The organism is Halobacillus dabanensis (assembly GCF_900114165.1).
Classification (GTDB): Bacteria; Bacillota; Bacilli; order Bacillales; family Halobacillaceae; genus Halobacillus; species Halobacillus dabanensis.
In genome coordinates, this window is sequence record NZ_FOSB01000007.1 from 25,452 (window position 1) to 47,337 (window position 21,886).

The window sequence follows — 21,886 nt, forward strand, 5'->3', positions numbered from 1 at the left end:
GCTTCATTACCCTCCATTATATAGGTTGTGGATGGAAAGAAAAAGAAATATATATCTAAGGATTTTTTTACCGTTCTCAGAGTTAATGTTTTTCGTAAATGGCAGGATCTTTCAGTCTCTATTCTCAATCTAGTAGGATAGAAATAAATCAATTGCTGCAGCTTTCGTTGAACCCTATTACTCAACGGAACAGCAGGGAGTTCCAACTATGTCCTCACCTTCCTTCAAGCACCTAGCCATGTGTTGGTGCCTGAATCACTTTTTAAATGATCAGTCCATAATGAAGCCACCATACCCACCTAACACCTTGAGATCTTCTAAAGAAGAAGAAGTTCTTCCCTTTTTCCGTCGTTCAGACTTTATTAAAAAAGGCTCTCCCAAGAGTGGGAGAGCCTTAGGTTTTCATTAAAACTTTTCTGAGATCGTTTTCGCTTGCATGTGAAGGGCCAAGTAGTCTGGTCCACCTGCTTTAGAATCAGTACCTGACATCTTGAATCCACCAAATGGCTGGTAACCGACGATAGCCCCTGTACAGTTACGGTTGAAGTACAAGTTCCCTACGTGGAAGTCGTATTTCGCTTTTTCCAGGTGTTCGCGGTTGTCAGAAATGACAGCACCTGTCAGACCATACTCTGTGTTATTGGCAATATCGATGGCTTCATCAAAGTTCTTCGCTTTTGTGAAGCAGACGACAGGGCCGAAGATTTCTTCCTGTTGCATACGGGAATCCGGATCAAGGTCAGCAAATACCGTCGGCTCGATAAAGTAACCTTTGGAATCATCGCCTTTACCGCCTGTAACGAGACGCCCTTCTTGTTTACCGATTTCGATATAGCTCATAATCTTATCATAGGCTCCCTGGTCGACAACCGGTCCCATATAAACGTTCTCTTCTGAAGCGTTTCCGACAGTCAGTTGCTCTGTGCGCTCTTTTACTTTTTCTAAAACTTCATCATATACGTCTTCATGGACGACGGCACGCGATCCGGAGGAACATTTTTGCCCAGAGAATCCGAAGGCAGAAACGATGATTGCTTCAACCGCTGTTTCAATGTTCGCTTTATTATCAACGACAACGGTATCTTTCCCGCCCATTTCAGCGATGACTTGTTTCAAGTGATTTTGACCTTCTTGAATTTCCGCTGCACGTTTAATGATACGTGTACCAACATCACGAGAACCTGTGAAGGAGATCAGCGCTGTTTTCGGGTGATCGACAAGGTAGTCACCAACTTCTCCACCGCTTCCTGGTACAAAGTTCAAGACACCTTTCGGAAGACCAGCTTCCTCAAGCACTTCTACGAATTTCGCTGCGATTACAGGGCTATTACTTGCTGGCTTCATCACAACTGTGCTTCCTGTAACAATTGGTGCAATTGTTGTACCCGCCATGATCGCGAAGGCCAAGTTCCATGGTGGAATGACGACAGCTACACCTGTGGATGTGTAAATGTAGCGGTTTTGTTCCCCTGGACGGCTTTCAACCGGCTTCCCTTCTGCCAACTCAATCATTTGACGTCCGTAATACTCCAGGAAGTCAATCGCTTCTGCAGTATCAGCATCCGCTTCTTTCCACGGCTTACCAACTTCATAGACAAGATAAGCAGAAAATTCATGCTTACGGCGACGGATGATACTAGCTGCACGGAAAAGTATTTCAGCCCGGGCACGAGGATCCCACTTTTTCCAATCTTCGAAAGCAGTGGAAGCGGACTGGACCGCTTTTTCTGCTAGACCCTGGTTTGCTTTCGAAACAGTTCCGACTACTTCCTTCGTGTTCGCCGGGTTTGTCGAAGTGATGTGGTTGTCTGTACGGATGCGATCTCCGTCAATCAGAAGATCATGATGCTTCCCTAATTCCTCTTTCACTTGCTTCAATGCTTCTTCAAAAGCTTTCTTGTTTTCCTCAATAGTAAAATCTGTGAATGGTTCGTGTTTATAAGGCTGGACCATGATAAATTCCCCTTTCTGATTTTAAAAATGTTATTTACTGAAAATACCTTTGATAGCAAATGAGATGTTCGCTGGTCTTTCAGCGAGCCTTCTCATGAAATATCCATACCAGTCTTCTCCATATGGTAAATAGACGCGGACATTGTATCCTTCCTGTAGAAGGTCCTTCTGCATTTGGTTCCTCATGCCGTAAAGCATTTGAAATTCAAAACGATCATTCGGAATGTTGTGTTCTTTCACTAATCGCTTTGTATAATCGACGATGGCATCATCATGACTCGCGATGGCTGTATAATTGCCGTTTAGCAAGTTCTTTTTTATCAGATGCTTCAAGTTATCATCGACGAGTTTTTTCTCAGGAAAGGCCACTTTCCCCGATTCCTTATACGCTCCTTTAACGAGTCGCAAGTAAGGTTGGTACTCATCCAAATCATCAAGATCCTCATCAGAACGATAAAGATAAGATTGAATGACGGTTCCCAGGTTCGGGTACTCTTTTTTCAGTTCTTTATAAATTTCTAATGTCGCCCCACACCGTGACGAGTCTTCCATATCAATGGTGACTGTAACATCGTGTTTTTGGGCTTCTTTCAATATAAGTTCCATGTTCTCCATGACAAGCTCACGACTGATATCCAGCCCGAGGGATGTCAGTTTAAGAGAAACTTCTGACTGCAATTGGTTGCTTGCAATCTGTTGGATACAGCGGATGCATTCCCCCGCTCGATCCCTCGATTCTTCTTCAGAATCTACAAACTCACCTAAATGATCGACAGTAACTACGAGCCCCTCATGGTTCAGTTGCTGTATTAACGGTATTGCCTGGGAGAACGTTTCTCCCCCAACTATCTTGTCAGCTCCAAAATTACTGCCAAAGCGTTTCGCAAAGCGGTCTAATAACTTGTTGTTGGAAAGGTATAAGAAAAAATTCTTACTGATGGCTTCCAGGATCACCACACCCTTTCATCATTCTCCTATTTGGTTCACCATGTGGGCCTCTTTAGGTGGAATGGATGTATTTAATGTTTTTTTACTGTTAAGAAAATTGTAACGGATATCGCTTACAACCAACAACGTGTAGGAAACACAAAGATACGCCCTTAGTTTTATAGTTTAAGCACAAAACCGTCAGAACCCTGTTTATAAAAGGCAGTAAGCGGGAAAGCAGGGTTTTTATCTAATGGAATTATTCCTGCAGCAGGTCATCCATAATTTGGATGACCTGGTGTGTTAAATTATGGTTGTTATATTTATAGGGCTATCTTTCCCAGATGAGTTTCAATACAATGTCTGAAATGCCTCTATATGTCGATACTTTCTTTTTAATAGAGTTAATGGAAATTTATGGGTGACCTGGTCAGCCAAAATGTCACCCAGTAAGCCCCCGAAATGTTGGTCAAAAAACGAGCGCCTGAAGGAATTGCCTTCAGGCGCTCGTTTTTTCTTTATTTCATAACTAGAACAGGGCAGTTGGCATGCTGTACGACGTTATTGCTCACACTCCCCAAGAACATTTTTTTCACTTTCCCAAGACCGCGATTCCCGACGATGATCAAGTCGACCGCTTGCTCATCCGCATACTTACAGATGCTGATACCAGGGTTTCCTTCTACTTTACTAACGAGAACCTCTGTGATGACATCCACATCAGAAGAAGCCATCTGTTCTTTCAAGACATCCATTTCCGACCTCAATTTCTCTGCCATTTCGTTTCCGATACTACGTGAGACCACAGCATTTGTCACGGGGCCTGTAGGATTGATGACGGAGACAATATGAATTTCCCTTTTAGGAGTTTCACACGCCTGATTCCTAGCTTCATATACCGCTTCTCTACTCAAGTCACTCCCATCGTATGCAACGAGAATCCGTTTGGTCATAGGGGAACCCTCCATTAATAGAGTATCGATTTTCTATTTCCATTATATCACATTGTGAACGATTTCTTAATGGTGATCTTAACTCCACATGAAGGTGGATGTATGAATCGTTCCTTAAAGTCCAACCATCCCTTCCTATGTTCCCCCCTCCTAAGAATAACCAAACACCCATGATAAGTGTCATGTATATGTCCTGACGTTTGTGCCTTATAAAATGACGGAGTTTATCCTATCATAAGACCATGAACAAACGTGAAGGAGTCGTTTTATATGAACAAGGATAAACAAAGAGAGTTGAAAAAAAGCGTATCAAACTTTGCGAAACCTAATACATCTGCGGGTGTCCGTCAGCTGGTCAATACAATCGTACCCTTCATCTTACTGTGGTACTTAGCTTATGTAAGCTTATCTGTATCTGTATGGTTGACGATCCCCGTCGCAATGCTTGCAGGTGGGTTCGTCATTCGTGTTTTCATCATTTTTCACGATTGCACCCACCAGTCCTTCTTGAAGAGTAATAAAGCGAATCGAATCATTGGTACCATTACAGGGATTATCACATTATTTCCTTTTGATAAGTGGAAACGAAGCCACTCCATTCACCATGCAACAAGTGGAAACCTGGATAAGCGTGGTACCGGTGATATTTGGGTCATGACTGTTGATGAATATGTAGAAGCTTCCCTTAAAGAACGTATCGCTTATCGCCTTTACCGCAACCCTATCGTCATGTTCGGTCTAGGCCCACTTTACTTGTTCCTTGTATCTAACCGATTCAACAGAAAAGGTGCGAAGCGTAAAGAAAGAATGAACACCTATATCACAAATGGAGCTATTGCTGCTATCTATAGTATGCTCATTTGGGCGATTGGTTGGGAAGCATTCTTACTCATCCAAATTCCGATTCTGTACGTGTCCGGTATTCTCGGTATCTGGTTGTTTTATGTTCAACACCAATTCGAAGATTCTTATTTTGAAGACGAGTCAGAGTGGGACTTTGTCAAAGCTGCGGTCGATGGAAGTTCATACTATAAATTGCCGAAACTACTACAATGGGTTTCTGGTAATATCGGGTTTCATCATGTGCACCATTTGAGTCCGCGAGTACCTAATTACGCACTTGAAGAAGCCCATGAACAGACACCACCATTACAGCATGCAACCACAATTACGCTTGCGACAAGTTTGGAATCCATCCGGTTCCGGTTATATGATACAGAAAACAAAACGTTTGTCTCTTTCAAAGAGGTCAAGCCTTTGCTCAAGAAAAAACGACTGTCCCTGCCTGAGCAAAGACAACCAAGCCTACAAGACAAATAATGTGCCATCAGGTTCGAAACCTTTATAAGTTTCCACATGATATATACAACATTCTCAAGAAAGTCCATTCCAAGGAATGGACTTTTCCTATATGCTAGAAAGAAAAAGGAGGTGCTTCTCATATGCATAATTGGTATCAAATTGTTCCGAAAAACACAGGTTTGAGTATATATGTCTGGATTATCTTTTGTGTTCTGCCTTTCTTCTTCATCTTCCGTTCTTCTTCTATTTACGAAATGATGTTCGGCATACTCATGACCTTGATTTTCTTCCTTTCCTATAGACTATCGTTTATATCCAACAGCAAGTTCGTCTACTTATGGGTCAGTATGGAAATGGCGATCAGCCTAGTGATGACAGCGTTGTTCGGTTATATCTATTTTGCATTGTTTCTTGCTTTTTTCATTGGAAACATCAAGCACCTCGGCGGATTTTTATCGCTCTACATCGTTCATCTGACCACAACCCTGATCGCCGTTACAACCACATTCGTTTACCAGGTGGAATCTTTATTTCCGAACCTCCCCTTCATCATTATTACGGTCATCGGGGTTATCCTTCTTCCATTCACGGTACGATACCGTAATCAACAACAAAAGTTGGAAGGGGAACTGGAAGATGCTAATGAACGGATATCCCAACTGATGGTGATTGAAGAACGGGAGCGGATTGCCCGTGACCTGCATGACACACTTGGTCAGAAACTATCGATGATCGGTTTGAAAAGTGATTTAGCTCGCAAATTAATGACCGTCCAGCCGGAAAAAGCAACACAGGAGATTGAAGATATCCGTAATACCGCTCGCACTGCTTTGAAGGAAGTCCGCGAGATGGTATCGAATATGAAAGGGACGAAGCTTGAAGATGAACTCATCCGTGTCCAACAGATAATTGAAGCAGCCGAAATGTCATTTTACTACGAAGGGGACCCCCATTTAGAGAACACACCGCTGCTTGTAGAAAATGTTCTCAGCATGTGTTTGAAAGAAGCGGCGACAAACATTGTTAAACACAGTGGTGCTACAACATGCCGAATCACTATTGAACAATCGCCTAACGAAATCCAAGTCACTATTGAAGATGACGGAAAAGGGCTCCCTAAATCCATTGAGCCTTTTCAGGGTAACGGATTACAAGGAATACGCGAGCGATTGGAATTTGTGAACGGGCAATTAGATATTGAGTCAACGAACGGTACCACCATCCGCTTGCACGTTCCAAATGTCATTCAAAAGAAGGAAAAGGAGGATCATGAATGATCAGGATTGTTATAGCTGAGGATCAAAAAATGTTATTAGGTGCACTAGGCGCTCTCCTCGATTTAGAAGATGGGATGGAAGTCGTCGGGCAAGCCAATAATGGAGAAGAAGCGTGCAGGCTTGTTCGTGATCTGAAGCCTGACATTTGTATCATGGACATTGAGATGCCTGTAAAAGATGGCCTTGACGCTGCCGAAGAGTTGTATGGAGAGCCTTGTAAAGTCATCATTTTAACTACATTCGCCCGTCCAGGTTATTTTGACCGTGCAAGAAAAGCAGGGGTCAGTGGTTATTTATTGAAGGATAGCCCGAGCGAGGAACTTGCGACCGCTATTCGTAAAATCATCAATGGACAGCGCATATTCGATCCAGAGCTCGTAGACCTTGCTTTTACTGAACCGAACCCCCTGACAGAAAGAGAAAGAGAAGTTATCCAACTGATGGCAGATGGAAAAAACACAAAGGAAATTTCGCAATCTTTATATATCACTCCTGGCACGGTTCGAAATTATATATCTGTTATTTTAGAAAAATTAGAAGTGACCAACCGAATTGAAGCCATTTCCCGCTTCAAGGAAAAGGGTTGGTACAATAAGTCCCGATAAGCAAGGCCTCTAACAAGGGGTCTTGTTTAATGGGAACAATTTATAGAAGAACGATGGAGTCCCCTCTACTGAAAAGGAGTGAGTGTCGGGGAAAACAGCTCCTTTTTTATCATTGCCCCTTCACCTTTCGGATTTACTGGTAATGAATTTTCACCCTCTCGCCCAATCAATCTCCCTGAGTTCTTTGAATTTAAAGTAGATAAAAGCAGCATAGAGAGCAACAAGGGTACCACCGACGGCCATAATATGATTAATGGGAAACCCGAGAGCTAAGACCCCTGAAGTCACTAGATAACTGATGGGTATGAGCCCCATCGATGCTAATGAAATGAGCCCCATCACTCGCCCAAGCATTTTTTCTTCTATTAAACCTTGGATAAAGGCAATAAAAGGAATATTCGTTACCGATAAAGAAATACCGAAGATTCCAAGAGCCAGGATGCTCATCCAAACCTCTGTAGTGAAGCTTAAACCTACAAAAGCGAGCCCCGAAAATATCAATGAAATGAGTGCCACCTTGCAACGTTTTTTCTTCAAGTTCAATACTCCGATAACGACAGAACCAACTAGCATCCCACCCGCTAATCCAGCTTCTAGAAAACTGAAGTCCACTGACGTACCACCCAAAATATTTTTAACAAACAAGGGAAGCCCCATCGTCATAGGCCCGACCAAAAATAAGTTCGAGAAGACAGTAGTCAAAACGATGATCAACAGTACTCTCGATTGTTTCACATAAAGCAGCCCTTCTTTAAATGTCTCCCAGAACTCCTTCTGTTCACCCGCTTCGCCACCCTCTTTCCGAACACGCATAAGGAATATAAGAAGACTTGCAATAATCAACATGACAGCAGTTGTTCCAAAAACCACTTCATAATTCCCGAAAGCAATGATGATTCCTGCGAGCATTGGTGCTAGAATAAATGAAGTCTGGTTCGTCATTTGAATGACCGAATTTCCACGCGTTAAATTTTCTTTATGAACAATAGAGGGAATAACCGCACTCTCCGCCGCCCAGAAAAAAGCATCTAAAATACCGAAGAAAAAAGCGAAAGTAACAAAAGTCCATAAAGTTATTCCACCGAACAAAAACCATGCGACAAGACCGATTAAGAGTAAGCCACGAATGAAGTCTGATAAAAACATGATTTTTGTTTTACTGTACCGATCCGCTACAGTTCCGCTAATAATCATGAATAAAACACGAGGAATACTTACAGCGACATATAGAATTCCCAGTGAAGCTTCTAAACCTAGCACATTGACCACATACCAGCTTTGGGAAAAGAGAAAAAAGGAAATTCCGAAACTGGATAAAAGGGCAGCTCCCCACAAATATAGAAAATTTCTATTTTTGAATATAGAGGGAATTTCTTTTGGTTCTATCGTTGCATTTTCCATAGCAATATCATTACCAGCCATGATTCTCACACCTTTTTTTATTGATTAATGCAAGTGTATAAAAATCCCATAGCGATGACGATATGCCTGAGAATGATTCATCTTCCGCCTCCAGACGGATTTTCCCACATTACAGTCCTGTTTCCTTTCGGGGAAGTGAAAGGGTTCTGAGAAACGTGGGAGTTCGGTGTGCCTCCCTCAGCAAACAGATTTTATCTATATTTGCCGACGCCGGGCGGTAATTCTTTCATTATAAATTTTATGTTCCAAAGGAATGTGCTTTTAAGTTTCTTTAAATGAGTCGTTCCTCCAATACACCTTCCTCCCAATAACACCTATAGTATGGAAATGATTTCTAATGTCGAATGGACAGGAGTCCTGTCAAACCTCTTGTATGAAAAGCAATTGTTTGATAGTATTTTTATAACTAAACATTTTCTTATTTCAATTGATTTTGAAGTAAGGATAGAGGTGCAATGACATGAGTACATCTGTCGGAGGAGAATGAGCTCCTGGGACACAGATGGAAAGGGGAAATTGCCGAAGCTAAAGGGAACTCATTCCCCTGAAGCTGGTTCTGCTGCTGAATAAGTACAGAACTGTCATATAGGAAACTATATGGAGGGCTATCTTACGCAGGAACGGTAAAAGTTTCTACGGCAGCAGCGAGCCCTCGTTGTTGCCGTTTTTATTTTGTTTGCCGTTCAGCCCTCACCACCTCGAATGTATTCAAAAATCTAAACAAAGGTGTGAGGTTATGAATTTCGGCCAAGTACTAACAGCCATGGTGACCCCTTTCGACAGCAATGAGAATATTGATTATGATGCGACACGAGTACTAGTCAATCACTTGATCGAAAACGGTTCGGACGCCTTAGTCATCGCAGGAACAACAGGTGAGTCACCGACACTGACTACAGAAGAGAAAGTGAGCTTATACAAATTCGTCGTCGAGATTGTTGACGGCAGAGTTCCAGTCATTGCAGGAACAGGGTCTAATAACACAAGAGCTTCGATAAGCTTGACGGAAAAAGCGGAAGAAGCAGGCGTGGATGCGATCATGCTTGTGGCCCCTTACTATAATAAACCGACACAAGAAGGTCTTTATCAACACTTCTCTACCATTGCTGCAGCTACTTCTTTGCCTGTCATGCTTTACAACATTCCAGGCAGGAGTGTTGTGAACGTGAAGCCAGAGACGATTATCCGTTTGTCTCAAATCGAAAACATCGTTTCTGTCAAAGAAGCAAGTGGCGATCTCGATGCCGCCACAGAAATCATCCGGGAGACGTCCGAGGACTTTTCCGTTTATAGTGGAGAAGACTCCAATACGCTGCCATTCGTATCTATTGGAGGTACGGGAATAGTTTCTGTCTCTTCCCATGTGATAGGAAATGAAATGCAGCAAATGATTCAAAGCTTCCGAGAAGGAGACTTCGCGTTTGCAGCTCGGGTTCATCAGAAACTTGCTCCCGTTATGCATGCAATCTTTTCTGCTCCAAGCCCTTCTCCTGTCAAAGCTGCGTTGAATGCGAAAGGCGTTCAAGTCGGGGGAGTCCGCCTGCCTCTTTTACCTTTGACACAGGAAGAAGAAGCGCGAGTCTTGAGCGAGTTAGAAAAAGTTCAACCACAAGAAGCCGTCAGTGCCCAATAACTAGCAAACCGCCCCATAGCAGGGCGGTTTTTTATTTTGCATCACACCTGCCCCCTGTGTTAAAGCATTAACGCAGCGGGGGTCAGGTACCAATATTTGTAACCGTCCCCTGGTGGAAGGTCATTTGCCACTTTCCATCGTTTAATATCCAGACAGAGCTTCGTAAAGAATGTTTCTGTTTACTTTCGATAAAAATTGTAAAAGTAGTTAAGGCACTCGCTGGTGATAAATACTTCACTTCAAAATTCCTCATTGTTATCCCCGGATCATCTTCCTTTGGTAACCGACTTAATATGTTTCCTTTGTCATAAATTTCCCCAGTGCTTGCATATTCAACAAAGTCATCTGCTATAAGCTCATTTAATCTTTCAGCAGACTTACGAACTTCCTCTTTTAATAGCGTTGTTTCTAGAGCATATAATTGTTCCTTCATTTCTCTCATTAAAATTCCCCTCCTCTAAATGATGCCTGACCCACATTGGGCTAAAATATTAACACAGCGGGGATCAAGCACCAAAAAGCCTCAGGCACGATTACCTGAGGCTCGAAATTCCATTATATTTCTACCGTCCAACCATGGACATCTTCTTTTCTTCCTCGTTGAATACCTGTGATCGTGTCATACAACTCTTGGGATAAGGAGCCGATTTCGTGATTATTGATGACCATTTTCTTGCCTAGCCAATTCAGCTCACCGACGGGGGAAATCACTGCTGCAGTACCAGTTCCGAATGCTTCTTCAAGCTTTCCATCTTCATAGGCCTGATACAGTTCTTCAATGGAGATCCGGCGTTCTGTCACTGGGATTTCCCACTTTCGCAACAGCTCAAGGATGGACATGCGTGTAATCCCCTGCAAAATGCTTCCACTCAAGGCTGGTGTAACGATCTCCCCATCAATTTTGAAAAAGATATTCATGCTGCCGACTTCTTCGATGTAGCGTTTCTCCACACCATCAAGCCAGAGGACGTCCGCATTTCCTTCTTCTGCAGCTTTGGCTTGTGCCTGATAACCTGAAGAATAGTTACCAGCTGTTTTGGCCATCCCTGTACCACCTTTGACAGCTCTTGTGAATTGATCTTCTACGTTAATCGTGACCGGCTTGATGCCTCCGGAAAAATACGGTCCTACCGGTGACAGAATGATCATCAGTTTATAAGATTTCGAAGGGGCAACAGCTAGACTTGGTTCTGTCGCGATGATGAACGGGCGCACATAAAGAGATGTACCTTCAAAGGCTGGCACCCAGTCTTTTTCCAGTTCAACGAGCTCTTTCAAATAGCCCAGCACTTCCTCTTCGTCAATGGACGGAATGCTTAAACGTTGGCTGGACAAATTCAGACGTTCAAAGTTCTTTTCCGGACGGAATAGCAGGACACGATCATCATCAGTGCGATAGGCTTTCAACCCTTCAAAAACGGTCTGACCGTAATGAAAAATCATTGCAGCTGGATCTAGCGTCAATGGCTCATAAGGAATGATCCTCGGTTCATGCCACCCCTTACCTGCTTCATAATCCATCACAAACATGTGATCCGTGAACGTACGACCAAAAGGAATCTTTTCACTTTCCGGTTTGGCTTTCTTGTGGGTAGTTTCAACTATGTTCAATGGCATTTTGCATGACTCCTTTTCTATATGAACGTTGTTTTATGTAATTTTGGCCGAAGCCGTATTTGAATATTAGTATATATTGTACGCCCATCCCCCTCATTTTTAAAGGGTATTTAATCGAATTATCAAAAAAGTTTTATTACAGTGCCGCTTCGTTGTACTAAAATTCGCAGAAGTCTCCGCATTTGATATACTGATAAAAGGTAAAATACGGAAAGGCGGTGTCCCTTTTGTTCCGATTGTTATTGATTGAAGATGATCGCACATTGTTTCAGGAGATGGAGGAGCGACTTGCTCAATGGTCCTATGATGTATGTGGAATTGAAGATTTCAGTCGTGTAATGGACGTGTTCACTTCTTCAGACCCCCACCTTGTCATCATTGATATCCAACTTCCTAAGTTTGACGGATTTCACTGGTGCCGGATGATTCGCGAGCACTCCAACGTCCCCATCATCTTCCTTTCATCCCGGGACCATCCGACAGATATGGTTATGTCCATGAACCTCGGAGCCGATGATTTTGTACAAAAGCCATTTCACTTTGATGTACTGATAGCGAAAATCCAGGCGATTTTGCGACGTGTGTACAATTACAACACGGAAAGAAATGAATTGAAAACATGGCTTGGCGCTACGATCGATTATGAACGGAATCGATTGACCAATGAGGCAGGAGTCGTCGATTTAACTAAAAATGAAATGCTGATCCTCAAGCAGCTCATCGAAAAGAAAAGTAAAATCGTGAGTCGGGAAGAAATCATCGACCGGCTTTGGGAAGACGAACGCTTTGTTAGTGATAACACGCTGACCGTCAACGTCAATCGTCTACGTAAAAAACTCACAGACATCGGTTTAAGTGGTGCGATTGAAACGAAAGTTGGTCAAGGGTATGTCGCGAGGGAAGAGTCATGATCCGAACCTTTCTATTGGAACGGATCAGCTGGATTCTTTTTTTCATACTGCTACAACTTCTCGCTCTGCTTATTGCCTATGTGGACCAGACCATCCCCCTCCCATCCGTTCTTTATTACGTATTTTTATCGAGCATTCTTATGATATTTTTTCTATTCATACGCTATCGAAAGGAAACTCCCTTTTATTTAGGGATCGAGGAACGAGATAATGACCTTGACATAACTACTTTCCCGGAAGCGGACAGCCCTTTTGAAACAGTGATTGAAACCAACGTACTTGAGCAGATAGAACGACTGAAACAGGAATTATCCCGTAATCAAAGCTTACTTGCACAAGAGAAAGATGACCTTTTATCCTGGATTCATGAAGTGAAAACACCGTTGACTGCCATGCGCTTAATTATCGACCGCACAGATGATTATAAGCTGAAATCACAGTTGACATTCGAATGGATGCGGATCCACCTGCTCCTCGACCAGCAGCTGCATCAGAAACGGATTCCTTTTATCAAAAACGACTTGTATATAGAAGAAGTGGACATCGAGCCATTGTTATTCAATGAAATCAAGTCTTTAAGATCATGGTGTATGCAGAAAGGAATTGGCTTTGATATCGATCTGCAAGTAGAAAAAGTGCTCTCTGATGCAAAATGGCTAGCATTCATCTTCCGCCAACTGATGACCAATGCGATCAAGTATAGTGAGCAATCCGATATCGTGATTTCAAGCTATGAAAAATGCGGTCGTGTTCATATCCATATCGAGGATGAGGGTCGTGGAATCGATCCTCGTGATCTACCACGCATTTTTGAAAAAGGGTTTACATCGACCACCGACCACCAGGATGGGGCTGCAACAGGCATGGGACTATATCTGACCGATCAGATTCGGGAAGCATTGAAGATCGAAATTGATGTTGCTTCTACTCCTGGAGAAGGGACAAGATTCACGCTTTTGTTTCCGGAAGAGAATGAATTCACAAAGCTAAGAAGCATGTGACAAAACTGTCACATGCTTCCGTCATTTTGTTAGGTGAATCAAAGGAAAAACATGATAGAAGCTAATAAAATGAAGTCATAGAACGAAGGGGGTTATTGATATGAGTTTACTAATAGCGAGGAAAATCCATAAAAGTTACGGCAATAAATTCATGAAACAACATGTACTAGAAGGCATCGATCTTTCGGTTGAACGAGGAGAGTTCGTCACCATCATGGGGGCTTCCGGGTCAGGGAAAACGACATTACTCAATGTACTATCTTCCATCGACCGTGTCAGTCATGGGACAATCCAAATCGATGGTCAAGAGATTACCAGTCAAAAGGATAAGAAGCTTGCTGAATTCCGCAAACACCATCTCGGCTTCATTTTTCAAGAGTACAACTTGCTCGATACGTTGACAGTAAAAGAAAATATTCTGCTGCCCCTATCGATTTCGAAAGTCTCCAGAAAGGATGCCCAGAAAAAATTTGAAGCGGTCGCGAAAGAACTTGGCATTGAAGATGTCCAGGATAAATATCCGAATGAAATATCCGGAGGACAAAAACAGCGGACATCTGCTGCACGGGCGTTCATCCATGAACCAAGCATAATTTTTGCAGATGAACCTACAGGGGCGCTTGATTCCAAATCAGCTTCCGATCTGCTCGACAAATTGAGTGATATGAATGCCAAGCGTGAGGCGACGATTGCCATGGTCACCCACGACCCTGTTGCCGCCAGTTACAGCAGCCGCGTCATTTTCATTCGTGACGGACAAATTTACACCCAGCTGAACAAAGGGGAGCAAACGCGACAAACATTCTTAAAGGACATTATGAAAACACAAGGTGTCCTCGGTGGTGTGCACTATGAGCATTAATCAACTGATCTTTCGCAACTTGAAAAAGAACCTGAAAAACTATTACCTCTACGTATTTGCACTCATTTTCAGTGTCGCTCTTTATTTTTCTTTTGTAACATTACAATATGACCCATCGATGAGTCAGGATGGATCCGTTAAAGGAGAAGCCGCCGTTCGGGTCGCCTCCATTTTATTGATTGCCATAGTCGCCATCTTCCTGCTATACGCTAATGCGCTTTTTATTAAGCGAAGGAGCAGGGAGATCGGTTTATTTCAACTGATCGGGATGACAAAGAACCGAATCTTCCGGATTTTAAGCATCGAAAACTTGCTGATTTATTTCAGTTCCCTGGCTGTCGGTATCTTCATCGGTTTTGCTATTTCGAAATTGATATTAATGAGCTTCTTTCAGGTTGTTGGTGTCGACGAAGTAGCCAACCTGAGTTTTTCCAGACAGGCTTTCTTACAGACGCTTCTCGTTTTTGCAGGTATTTATATATTGATCATGGGGACGACCTATTTGTTCATACAAAGGCAGTCTATTCTCGCCCTCTTCCGTGTAACATCAAGTACTCAAGGAAGAGTGAAGAAACTTTCCGTATGGGAGCATATCATGGGTATTCTTGGTATCGGATTAATCGCTTCTGGTTACTATGTCTCTTCCCAATTATTTGAAGGTGACATAACAACCATCAACGGTTTGTTTTATGCCATGGGATTCATATTAGCTGTGGTCATTATCGGTACCTATTTCCTTTATAAAGGTTCTGTCCGCTTTGTTTCGAATTTGATTCGCAAAAAGAAAAAAGGTTATTTGAACATCAATGAGGTCCTTTCGCTTTCTTCGGTAATGTTCCGGATGAAATCGAACGCATTTCTACTGACTGTCATTACAACCTTGTCTGCGCTTACGATCAGTTTGCTTTCTCTTGGTTACATTTCGTATTATTCCGCTGAAAAATCGGCGGAGAATTCAGTACCTGACGATTTTGCCATTACGGATCCTGCACTTGCGAGTGAGTTTATGAACCGTTTAGAAGAGGATGGGATCGCTTTTTCTGAAAAACAAATTGAAGTCTACCAAGCTGAATTTAACGTGAAAGACATTTTAGATGCAAAAATTGACAATCTGAATTTCGATACAGAGCAAACGAGCTTACCTGTAGTCAGCGAAACGGTTGTTGACGGGGTGAGCCTTGAAGAAGGGGAAATGCAACTGACAGGTTATACAGACCTGATGCAGTCATTCATTTCTTTGCATGGAGATGGTTCTGCAGAAATTTTATTAGAAGGAGAATGGCACACCCTTGATTATCAGGGGTTGGAAAAGGATTATGTACTCTCCTCTTATTACGTGGCCGGCGGGCTTCCCATTGCTGTCATCGACGAAGCACTTTTCACCGAACTCAGCCAAAAGTACAATCCCGACTTACAAGAAAAATCCACCCTGTACACAGGCGTGAACCTGGAAGACGAAAGTAAACAAGAAGAGGCTTATGGTGTTTTTGAGGAAATGGGACTGCATGAGACTTGGGAGCATGGATCCCAATGGTACAAAGCTCAATCACAAAAGCAAAACATGGGAGTCGTCATGTTCATCGTCGGTTTCCTTGGTCTTACTTTCTTGATCACATCGGGATGTGTGCTTTACTTTAAACAAATGGATGAAGGAGAAGACGAAAAAGGGAGCTATACGATTTTAAGAAAATTGGGCTTCACCCGTGGTGATCTTTTGCGAGGGATTCAAGGGAAGCAACTGTACAATTTCGGAATCCCATTACTGATCGGGTTGCTGCATAGTTATTTTGCAGTCAAATCCGGATGGTTCTTCTTCGGGACAGAGCTATGGACACCAATGTGCATCGTGATGGGTCTCTATACAGTCCTTTATTCGATCTTCGGCTTGTTATCTATTCTCTATTATAAAAAAATTATCAAAGAGGCGCTTTAAGAAGTGCCTCTTTTCTATTCTCAGGAATGTTCTGGTATAGTAAAAGAACGAGGTGAGATTATGAACGCGAAAACCATTTTGGATAAAGTGAAAAAACATGAACCCTCCGTTCTTGGGCACGAACAATTTCGCAAGTTCGCTGTCCTTTTACCTTTAATAGAGAAAAACGGTGAACTGCACGTCGTCTTTGAAGTGCGTTCCCATCAGCTAAGAAGGCAGCCGGGAGAGATTTGTTTTCCTGGTGGTAAAATCGATCCCGAAGACCCTTCCGCTAAACAAGCTGCCATCCGGGAAACGGAAGAAGAATTGGGTGTCGAATCTGGTAACTTTACAGAAGTCCATCCCTTGGATTATTTGATTTCTCCTTTTGGAATGATCGTTTACTCGTTCGCAGGCTACCTGAACGTGACGGAGGAGGAACTAATTCGCAACCCGGACGAAGTGCGCGAAGTGTTCACCGTGCCCCTTTCCTTCTTCATGGAAAATGGACCACGGATTCATCATGTCCATTTTGAAGCACGACCGGAATCGAACTTCCCTTTTGATTTGATTCCGGGCGGAGAAGATTACAACTGGCGCACGCGTCAGCTTGAGGAGTATTTTTATATTTATGGAGATAAAGTGATCTGGGGGATGACAGCAAGAATTCTCGCCCACTTTGTTGATCTCATAAAACAATAGCTCTGCGCTTTATCAAAGCCCAGAGCTTATTTTTCATTTCAAATGAGCATACTCTTCTTGTATGACACCGATAATCGTCCCTAAGGTCTGTCCTTTAAAGTTATCAGGTACAGACTCCCCTGTGGGATTGCTGTAATAAAGAGCATCGACTTCTTTATTATAGTCAAATCCTAACTTAGTAAGAGCCATTTCAAGGGAACGTGGGTTATTTTCAATACCAGCTTGCTCTTTTAAATATTCTGTCGGGTAGACCCAAACATCTACATCATCTGCTCCTGTTTGGACAACAAATAAATCTTTGTCATATTGTGAGATCCACTGCTCTTTCGAATAAAGCGAGACCCCGGTGTCTTCCAGATCAGAGATACCTTGCAAGTTAACACCGTAAATCGCATTGATCATCATCCGGATATCTTCGCCCGTCATTTTTCCCTCAAATGCCTTCCAGTAAAGATCCATGACCTCGATTTTGCTCATGGCACGAATCTCTTCAGCGGTGGCCGCTTGATTGGAAGCTTGTTTCACTTTTTGCAATACATCATCCGAGTACGTATTCGTTTGTTTTCCTACACCCAATTCAGAAATAGCTTCTAAATCAATATCATAAATTTGTTGGATAACGTGACGAATTTCATCCGGCTTCACATTTTTATTATTCTGCCCCAAATAAGTATCCATCACTTCTACTTTGCTCATTGTGTTTATTTCTTCTAATGCTTCAGAAAAATCCAGTGGGCCTTTTTCTTGTTTACGAAGCGATTTGAAGACACCCTCAACGATTTGTTCTGAATACTTCAAATCATCCGTTTGTGAAAGCTTGTGCTTCCAACCTTTCGCCTCTGTATCCATCGATCCGACAGCCAAAATCCCTACGACAACAATAGCTAACACGGCCATGATCATCATGGAACCGTTTTTCATCTTCTTCCGGAAGCATGTCATGGTTTCTCCTCCATCCGCCTTAGTTGATGTGCAGGTCTTAATGTAGACACCGGGAATGCTAAACTATCTAAAAAAATTATATGTCTACCGTTGTTCAGTTCTCCTTCTAATATAACCGATGTTGTCGAATAATGGAAAGGATAACAATCCTTTATTTCCTATTGTACAAGAGTGATCATTACACTTCCTCATAACTCATCATCCTGGACTTTTCACCAAGAAAAACTCCCCGCCTATAAAAGACGGAGAGATTTCCTAACTATTTTTCAAACTTTTTGTTCCTATGTTTTCTAATAAACCAAATGCTGATGATCCCTATGACGACGGCCACACAGCCAACCAAAATAGCGATATTTCGCACATTCGGCACATTCATTTCTACCATGATATCCGTCGTTCCCGCCGCTTGAATGTCCCATTGCAATACATTCCCTTCCACCCGATCCGCGTTATGAGATTTAGGGGATATAGGAAGATCAAGGGTGAACGAAAGGTCCAGCTGGTCCGCAACTAGCGTCTGCATCCCGCCAAGCACACCGGAATTGGAAAGATCGATTTCTGCTTCCGCTTTATATGTATTTATAAATATCCCACTCTCTGTGGTCATATTAACAGGGACCTCACCGATCGCAGGCGAGGCTCCGGCCTCTGTCAGACCGCCAGAAACCGGGAGAATGTCCATTTCTTGAATATCATCGAAACTCTTAATCGCCCGAAAACCAATATAGCCATCTTCTTCGTAAGGTTCCACTTCATAGCCCTTAGCTTCCAACTCCTGATTAGCAGATTCGATCATTCCCTGAGCACGGCTGCCAAAACGCTCCACTGTCTCTTCATCAACTCCTATTGTAACCGTGTGCTCCCCGCTTCCGTCTTTATTGACCTTCAAGCGTAAATCCCCTTCTACACAAGCCGTCAAAAAAAGCAATAACAAGATAAGCGAAAATACCATTCTTTTTCTTTGCATGAGTAGAACACCTCTCTTAATCCTAAATATGTAAGCTTTTTCATTTATATGATGATGGAATATTCGTTAAAACTTACGGGATTTATAAAAAAGCCTGTCATTCGTTTTTTATATTGAATTTTTACTACTGAGCGTATAAAATTAGAAAAAAATAAGGAAGTGACCTTTTGAACCACCTTTGCAATAAACTAAAGAACCTGTGTCAAGAGTGGAGCGAACTCCATTCCCTCTCTCTATCCCTCGTTTTCTTTAATAGTCCTAACGATTTTCAGACCGCTTTCCTTCGCCCGAAAACGAAGGAGATTCATATAAACAAAGCACACCTCCATACGGATGATCCTTTTTATACTTTAGCCCATGAGGTCGGACACGCGATTGATTTTGAAAAGACCGGTCGTTTCTCCCAAATCGCAGCGTCGTTTCAAGAAGCCCAGTCCCACCTTACCCGAACTAATGATTTGGAAGCGATGAGAAAGGCTTATCGAAAACACATTCAATGGCAATATGAAGCGGAAGTGAAGGCCTGGGTTCTCGCGGAAAAATTATTGATTCGGTCTAACCTACTGATTGACTCAGAGGCATTCCATAAAGAAAAAGAACTGTCGCTTGCTTCTTACCGTTTTGCATATCCCCGTACATATAAGCGGATGCACACCGCCTTTCAAATGAGGCAGGCATTCGACCATCTCGGGTATAAAGGGTCGCGCCTGCGTTTCGTAACTCAATCGAATGAATCTACACAATACATTGCTGAACAAGACCAGCTGATCATCGGCTGTGGCGCTGTCCGCACCCGATGTCCGGAAGGGATGCGCAGCTTTCAATTCGGAATCTTTGATGCTCTTTACCACAAGGCATCTGTGATCAAAGGCGACAACCAGTCTTTTGAACGGGAAGCTATAAGCCTTGGGAAAGAAGTACCTTCTTCTCGATTAAAGAGGAAGAGAGTTCGGTTAGTGTTTCGGATGAGGGAGCTGGAGAAAAAACGCAGGCAGTTGGTCCTCCGGCAAGTGTCTGTCATCGATTCCGCTCTGATCGCTTTTTTAGATAAGAAAAAAAGAGAGACAGAAAAAATTATCCGTTCCTATGAATCGATGTGGGCAAACACCACCTTTCCGAAAAATAATTCTGCGTAATGGTTTATTCCCAAGTAAGGCTACCGGTTTTCATAGAAGCACCTTTACTTTCATTTTACCATTATCAAGTAAAATATTGGATGTAAGGGGTCACCTTTTTGCATGATAACCCCCCACGTGGAAATGATAAATGCAGGAGGGATTAACATGACCGATTTAACCATTGAGGAATTCAACCAGCTTTTGCAACAATGGCAAGGGGAAAACATTCGCATTCAAAAACACGAACTTCGTGATGAAGACACAGTTACCATGAACTTACAGGAAATCTCCTACGAGACGAATACGAGGCGTTTGGACGACTACACCCCTATGCATGTATTGTTTTTGCATGGTCAGGGACAGACACAAACAAGCTTTCAAAATGCCCAGCCACTTCCTACCTCATATTATGAAATTCCACTGGAAGACTCGACTCGTTACCAACATTTGAATGATCGCTTCACCCTGGAAACGGAACGCGGCACGTACACAATTGAAAAAGAGTAATCGAATAGAGGGGCGCTATTTTGGCGCCCCTTTTTCAGACGATTCATACGCCCGATCTCCATCAATTATGCAAAATAAAAAAACAGGGCTCCCTCCCTGTTTTAAAATTTATATCCGAACAATGCTACATCGACCGCATCCACCCCTGTTACACTTTCTCCCATTGCTTTAATTGCGAGTCCAATCCCAGGCGCATTGTAGGTCCGATTGAACTTTTCCCCTGGATATAAGGTGAATGTATCAAGCAACAAAAAGCTGTCCCCATCGACTTTCATGATTAACTTAAACGTCACTGCCCCTTCTGACACCACCCGGTTCCCAGCCGCGACACGGATGGTATAAAAAGGCTGGACATCCAACCCTTCCGGATAGGCTTCCGTCAGCTCGACCGTCTCCCCTTCTTCGATCACCTGGCCTTTTGGATCCGTGATAAAGAGAAGGTTATTGCCACGATTGGACACCTCATCTCCCCCTGATAAACCTTAATGTTATATAGTATGAAGGAGGAGACTGATTCGGAAGAAAAACCTACGTCATGACAGGTATTTCAATCTACTCAGGAGTGAATATGATATGCTATTTGTAATTATTGGAGGCGAATGAAATGACGAAAGAAAAATATACCGTACATTATCCCACCAAAAATCACATCCAGGGCATGTTGAATCTTAATTATAAAATCTATCCGGAAGATTGGCATGTCTCCCCTGTTTTTGTTGAAAGAGTGATGAATAAGAATCCGTATGTTTACAGGATTATAGAGGTGGACGGTGAGGTGAAAGGCATTTACAGCATGTTCCCTCTCAATCAAGAAGTATACGAAGCTATTTTATCGGGAGAGATGGACGAAAAACACCTGGATTCATACATCCTTGATTACGCCTCTTCAGAAGAAGCATATCTCTACTTCATCTCGATGATCGTGGATATTTATGATTCGGAAAGAAAAGCGTATGCCAAACAACTTATCAGAGATATTCCAAAGAGATTAAATGAGATAGAAACAATGGGAACGAACATTAAAGAAATCGGAGCCATCGCAATTTCGGAGGAAGGGGAAAGAATCGCTTCTAAAATCGGCTTCGCATTTACAGGGAAGTATGTCTCTCATAAAGAAGAGAAATTCCCTGTGTTCAGGGGGCAAAAAGAAGATTTCACAGCATCGATACAAGAAGCAAACAAGAATAAATGACCCCCCTCCCTAAAGAAGCCAGAATTTACTTAGTACGATACCAAGTAAACCCCGGCTTCTTTTTTTCTGCTCATTTCCCATTT

21 protein-coding genes and 1 riboswitch are annotated in these 21,886 nt (G+C 42.7%); of the genes, 12 read left to right on the forward strand and 9 right to left on the reverse strand.

All coding sequences use genetic code 11. The features are described 5' to 3' along the window. Positions 1 to 405 precede the first annotated feature (405 nt). The 3 genes from pruA to BMZ58_RS12805 form a co-directional block, all read right to left on the reverse strand. Positions 406 to 1,953, reverse strand: coding sequence for an L-glutamate gamma-semialdehyde dehydrogenase (gene pruA, locus BMZ58_RS12795; RefSeq protein WP_075036959.1), 1,548 nt, complete (start codon positions 1,951 to 1,953; stop codon positions 406 to 408). A gap of 30 nt (positions 1,954 to 1,983) precedes the next feature. Continuing rightward, the gene (locus tag BMZ58_RS12800; RefSeq protein WP_075037147.1) at positions 1,984 to 2,901 is read right to left on the reverse strand and encodes a proline dehydrogenase family protein; all 918 of its coding nucleotides are present in this window, start codon (positions 2,899 to 2,901) and stop codon (positions 1,984 to 1,986) included. A 497-nt stretch (positions 2,902 to 3,398) separates the two neighbouring features. Then, positions 3,399 to 3,833, reverse strand: coding sequence for a universal stress protein (locus BMZ58_RS12805; RefSeq protein ID WP_075036960.1), 435 nt, complete (start codon positions 3,831 to 3,833; stop codon positions 3,399 to 3,401). Positions 3,834 to 4,103: 270 nt separating this feature from the next. Between BMZ58_RS12805 and desA the strand changes: the two genes are divergently transcribed. The 3 genes from desA to BMZ58_RS12820 all read left to right on the forward strand — a co-directional run bounded on the left by desA (position 4,104) and on the right by BMZ58_RS12820 (position 7,017). After that, a complete protein-coding gene (gene desA / locus BMZ58_RS12810; RefSeq protein ID WP_075036961.1) occupies positions 4,104 to 5,153 on the forward strand; it encodes a Delta(5) desaturase DesA in 1,050 nt (349 codons plus the stop codon). 122 nt (positions 5,154 to 5,275) lie between these two features. Continuing rightward, complete coding sequence (locus BMZ58_RS12815; protein ID WP_075036962.1) at positions 5,276 to 6,412, forward strand: sensor histidine kinase; 1,137 nt, start codon at positions 5,276 to 5,278, stop codon at positions 6,410 to 6,412. Then, entirely contained in the window at positions 6,409 to 7,017 is a 609-nt protein-coding gene (locus tag BMZ58_RS12820; protein ID WP_075036963.1) for a response regulator transcription factor, read from the forward strand. Before BMZ58_RS12815 ends, BMZ58_RS12820 begins: the two co-directional genes overlap by 4 nt. 150 nt (positions 7,018 to 7,167) lie before the next feature. On the opposite strand, the gene BMZ58_RS12825 is transcribed toward BMZ58_RS12820, so the two are convergent. Further along, the gene (locus BMZ58_RS12825; RefSeq protein WP_139207343.1) at positions 7,168 to 8,439 is read right to left on the reverse strand and encodes an MFS transporter; all 1,272 of its coding nucleotides are present in this window, start codon (positions 8,437 to 8,439) and stop codon (positions 7,168 to 7,170) included. A 437-nt stretch (positions 8,440 to 8,876) separates the two neighbouring features. Next, a riboswitch (Lysine riboswitch) is annotated at positions 8,877 to 9,055 on the forward strand. 120 nt (positions 9,056 to 9,175) lie between these two features. Here BMZ58_RS12825 and dapA point away from each other — a divergent pair. Further along, the gene (gene dapA / locus BMZ58_RS12830; protein WP_075036964.1) at positions 9,176 to 10,072 is read left to right on the forward strand and encodes a 4-hydroxy-tetrahydrodipicolinate synthase; all 897 of its coding nucleotides are present in this window, start codon (positions 9,176 to 9,178) and stop codon (positions 10,070 to 10,072) included. A gap of 82 nt (positions 10,073 to 10,154) precedes the next feature. Here the strand turns inward: dapA and BMZ58_RS12835 are convergent, their stop codons facing one another. Then, positions 10,155 to 10,514, reverse strand: coding sequence for a nuclear transport factor 2 family protein (locus BMZ58_RS12835; protein WP_075036965.1), 360 nt, complete (start codon positions 10,512 to 10,514; stop codon positions 10,155 to 10,157). 113 nt (positions 10,515 to 10,627) lie between these two features. Then, the gene (locus tag BMZ58_RS12840) at positions 10,628 to 11,689 is read right to left on the reverse strand and encodes a branched-chain amino acid aminotransferase (protein WP_075036966.1); all 1,062 of its coding nucleotides are present in this window, start codon (positions 11,687 to 11,689) and stop codon (positions 10,628 to 10,630) included. A gap of 227 nt (positions 11,690 to 11,916) precedes the next feature. On the opposite strand from BMZ58_RS12840, the gene BMZ58_RS12845 reads away from it, so the two are divergent. The 5 genes from BMZ58_RS12845 to BMZ58_RS12865 all read left to right on the forward strand — a co-directional run bounded on the left by BMZ58_RS12845 (position 11,917) and on the right by BMZ58_RS12865 (position 17,077). After that, positions 11,917 to 12,600 (forward strand): response regulator transcription factor, encoded by a 684-nt coding sequence (locus tag BMZ58_RS12845; protein WP_075036967.1) that lies wholly within the window; start codon positions 11,917 to 11,919, stop codon positions 12,598 to 12,600. After that, positions 12,597 to 13,601 (forward strand): sensor histidine kinase, encoded by a 1,005-nt coding sequence (locus tag BMZ58_RS12850; RefSeq protein ID WP_075036968.1) that lies wholly within the window; start codon positions 12,597 to 12,599, stop codon positions 13,599 to 13,601. The genes BMZ58_RS12845 and BMZ58_RS12850 overlap by 4 nt, the downstream gene beginning before the upstream one ends. A 100-nt stretch (positions 13,602 to 13,701) precedes the next feature. Further along, a complete protein-coding gene (locus BMZ58_RS12855; RefSeq protein ID WP_075036969.1) occupies positions 13,702 to 14,463 on the forward strand; it encodes an ABC transporter ATP-binding protein in 762 nt (253 codons plus the stop codon). Continuing rightward, positions 14,453 to 16,396 (forward strand): ABC transporter permease, encoded by a 1,944-nt coding sequence (locus BMZ58_RS12860; protein WP_075036970.1) that lies wholly within the window; start codon positions 14,453 to 14,455, stop codon positions 16,394 to 16,396. The genes BMZ58_RS12855 and BMZ58_RS12860 overlap by 11 nt, the downstream gene beginning before the upstream one ends. A gap of 60 nt (positions 16,397 to 16,456) precedes the next feature. Next, positions 16,457 to 17,077, forward strand: coding sequence for an NUDIX hydrolase (locus BMZ58_RS12865; protein WP_075037149.1), 621 nt, complete (start codon positions 16,457 to 16,459; stop codon positions 17,075 to 17,077). Positions 17,078 to 17,110: 33 nt separating this feature from the next. Here the strand turns inward: BMZ58_RS12865 and BMZ58_RS12870 are convergent, their stop codons facing one another. Then, positions 17,111 to 18,019 (reverse strand): hypothetical protein, encoded by a 909-nt coding sequence (locus BMZ58_RS12870; RefSeq protein ID WP_083412753.1) that lies wholly within the window; start codon positions 18,017 to 18,019, stop codon positions 17,111 to 17,113. 259 nt (positions 18,020 to 18,278) lie between these two features. Continuing rightward, positions 18,279 to 18,986: an LppM family (lipo)protein gene (locus BMZ58_RS12875; RefSeq protein WP_075036971.1), complete on the reverse strand. Its 708-nt coding sequence runs from the start codon at positions 18,984 to 18,986 to the stop codon at positions 18,279 to 18,281. Positions 18,987 to 19,153: 167 nt separating this feature from the next. On the opposite strand from BMZ58_RS12875, the gene BMZ58_RS12880 reads away from it, so the two are divergent. Both BMZ58_RS12880 and ymzB read left to right on the forward strand, forming a co-directional pair. Beyond that, a complete protein-coding gene (locus tag BMZ58_RS12880) occupies positions 19,154 to 20,122 on the forward strand; it encodes a hypothetical protein (RefSeq protein WP_075036972.1) in 969 nt (322 codons plus the stop codon). 147 nt (positions 20,123 to 20,269) lie between these two features. Further along, a complete protein-coding gene (ymzB, locus tag BMZ58_RS12885; RefSeq protein ID WP_244151569.1) occupies positions 20,270 to 20,611 on the forward strand; it encodes a protein YmzB in 342 nt (113 codons plus the stop codon). 101 nt (positions 20,612 to 20,712) lie between these two features. On the opposite strand, the gene BMZ58_RS12890 is transcribed toward ymzB, so the two are convergent. Further along, on the reverse strand, positions 20,713 to 21,072 hold the full coding sequence (locus BMZ58_RS12890) for a hypothetical protein (protein WP_075036973.1): 360 nt from the start codon (positions 21,070 to 21,072) through the stop codon (positions 20,713 to 20,715). A 143-nt stretch (positions 21,073 to 21,215) separates the two neighbouring features. On the opposite strand from BMZ58_RS12890, the gene BMZ58_RS12895 reads away from it, so the two are divergent. Further along, positions 21,216 to 21,803 (forward strand): hypothetical protein, encoded by a 588-nt coding sequence (locus tag BMZ58_RS12895; RefSeq protein WP_075036974.1) that lies wholly within the window; start codon positions 21,216 to 21,218, stop codon positions 21,801 to 21,803. Positions 21,804 to 21,886 lie beyond the last annotated feature (83 nt).

Excerpts from the sequence above, each read along its gene's own strand:
- BMZ58_RS12895 (WP_075036974.1), top strand. The coding sequence starts at position 21,216 with ATGACGAAAGAAAAATATACCGTACATTATCCCACCAAAAATCACATC.
- BMZ58_RS12840 (WP_075036966.1), bottom strand. The coding sequence starts at position 11,689 with ATGCCATTGAACATAGTTGAAACTACCCACAAGAAAGCCAAACCGGAA.
- BMZ58_RS12825 (WP_139207343.1), bottom strand. The coding sequence starts at position 8,439 with ATGGCTGGTAATGATATTGCTATGGAAAATGCAACGATAGAACCAAAA.
- BMZ58_RS12805 (WP_075036960.1), bottom strand. The coding sequence starts at position 3,833 with ATGACCAAACGGATTCTCGTTGCATACGATGGGAGTGACTTGAGTAGA.
- BMZ58_RS12870 (WP_083412753.1), bottom strand. The coding sequence starts at position 18,019 with ATGACATGCTTCCGGAAGAAGATGAAAAACGGTTCCATGATGATCATG.
- BMZ58_RS12820 (WP_075036963.1), top strand. The coding sequence starts at position 6,409 with ATGATCAGGATTGTTATAGCTGAGGATCAAAAAATGTTATTAGGTGCA.
- BMZ58_RS12860 (WP_075036970.1), top strand. The coding sequence starts at position 14,453 with ATGAGCATTAATCAACTGATCTTTCGCAACTTGAAAAAGAACCTGAAA.
- ymzB (WP_244151569.1), top strand. The coding sequence starts at position 20,270 with ATGACCGATTTAACCATTGAGGAATTCAACCAGCTTTTGCAACAATGG.
- BMZ58_RS12855 (WP_075036969.1), top strand. The coding sequence starts at position 13,702 with ATGAGTTTACTAATAGCGAGGAAAATCCATAAAAGTTACGGCAATAAA.
- pruA (WP_075036959.1), bottom strand. The coding sequence starts at position 1,953 with ATGGTCCAGCCTTATAAACACGAACCATTCACAGATTTTACTATTGAG.
- BMZ58_RS12815 (WP_075036962.1), top strand. The coding sequence starts at position 5,276 with ATGCATAATTGGTATCAAATTGTTCCGAAAAACACAGGTTTGAGTATA.
- BMZ58_RS12865 (WP_075037149.1), top strand. The coding sequence starts at position 16,457 with ATGAACGCGAAAACCATTTTGGATAAAGTGAAAAAACATGAACCCTCC.
- BMZ58_RS12835 (WP_075036965.1), bottom strand. The coding sequence starts at position 10,514 with ATGAGAGAAATGAAGGAACAATTATATGCTCTAGAAACAACGCTATTA.
- BMZ58_RS12850 (WP_075036968.1), top strand. The coding sequence starts at position 12,597 with ATGATCCGAACCTTTCTATTGGAACGGATCAGCTGGATTCTTTTTTTC.
- dapA (WP_075036964.1), top strand. The coding sequence starts at position 9,176 with ATGAATTTCGGCCAAGTACTAACAGCCATGGTGACCCCTTTCGACAGC.
- desA (WP_075036961.1), top strand. The coding sequence starts at position 4,104 with ATGAACAAGGATAAACAAAGAGAGTTGAAAAAAAGCGTATCAAACTTT.
- BMZ58_RS12875 (WP_075036971.1), bottom strand. The coding sequence starts at position 18,986 with ATGCAAAGAAAAAGAATGGTATTTTCGCTTATCTTGTTATTGCTTTTT.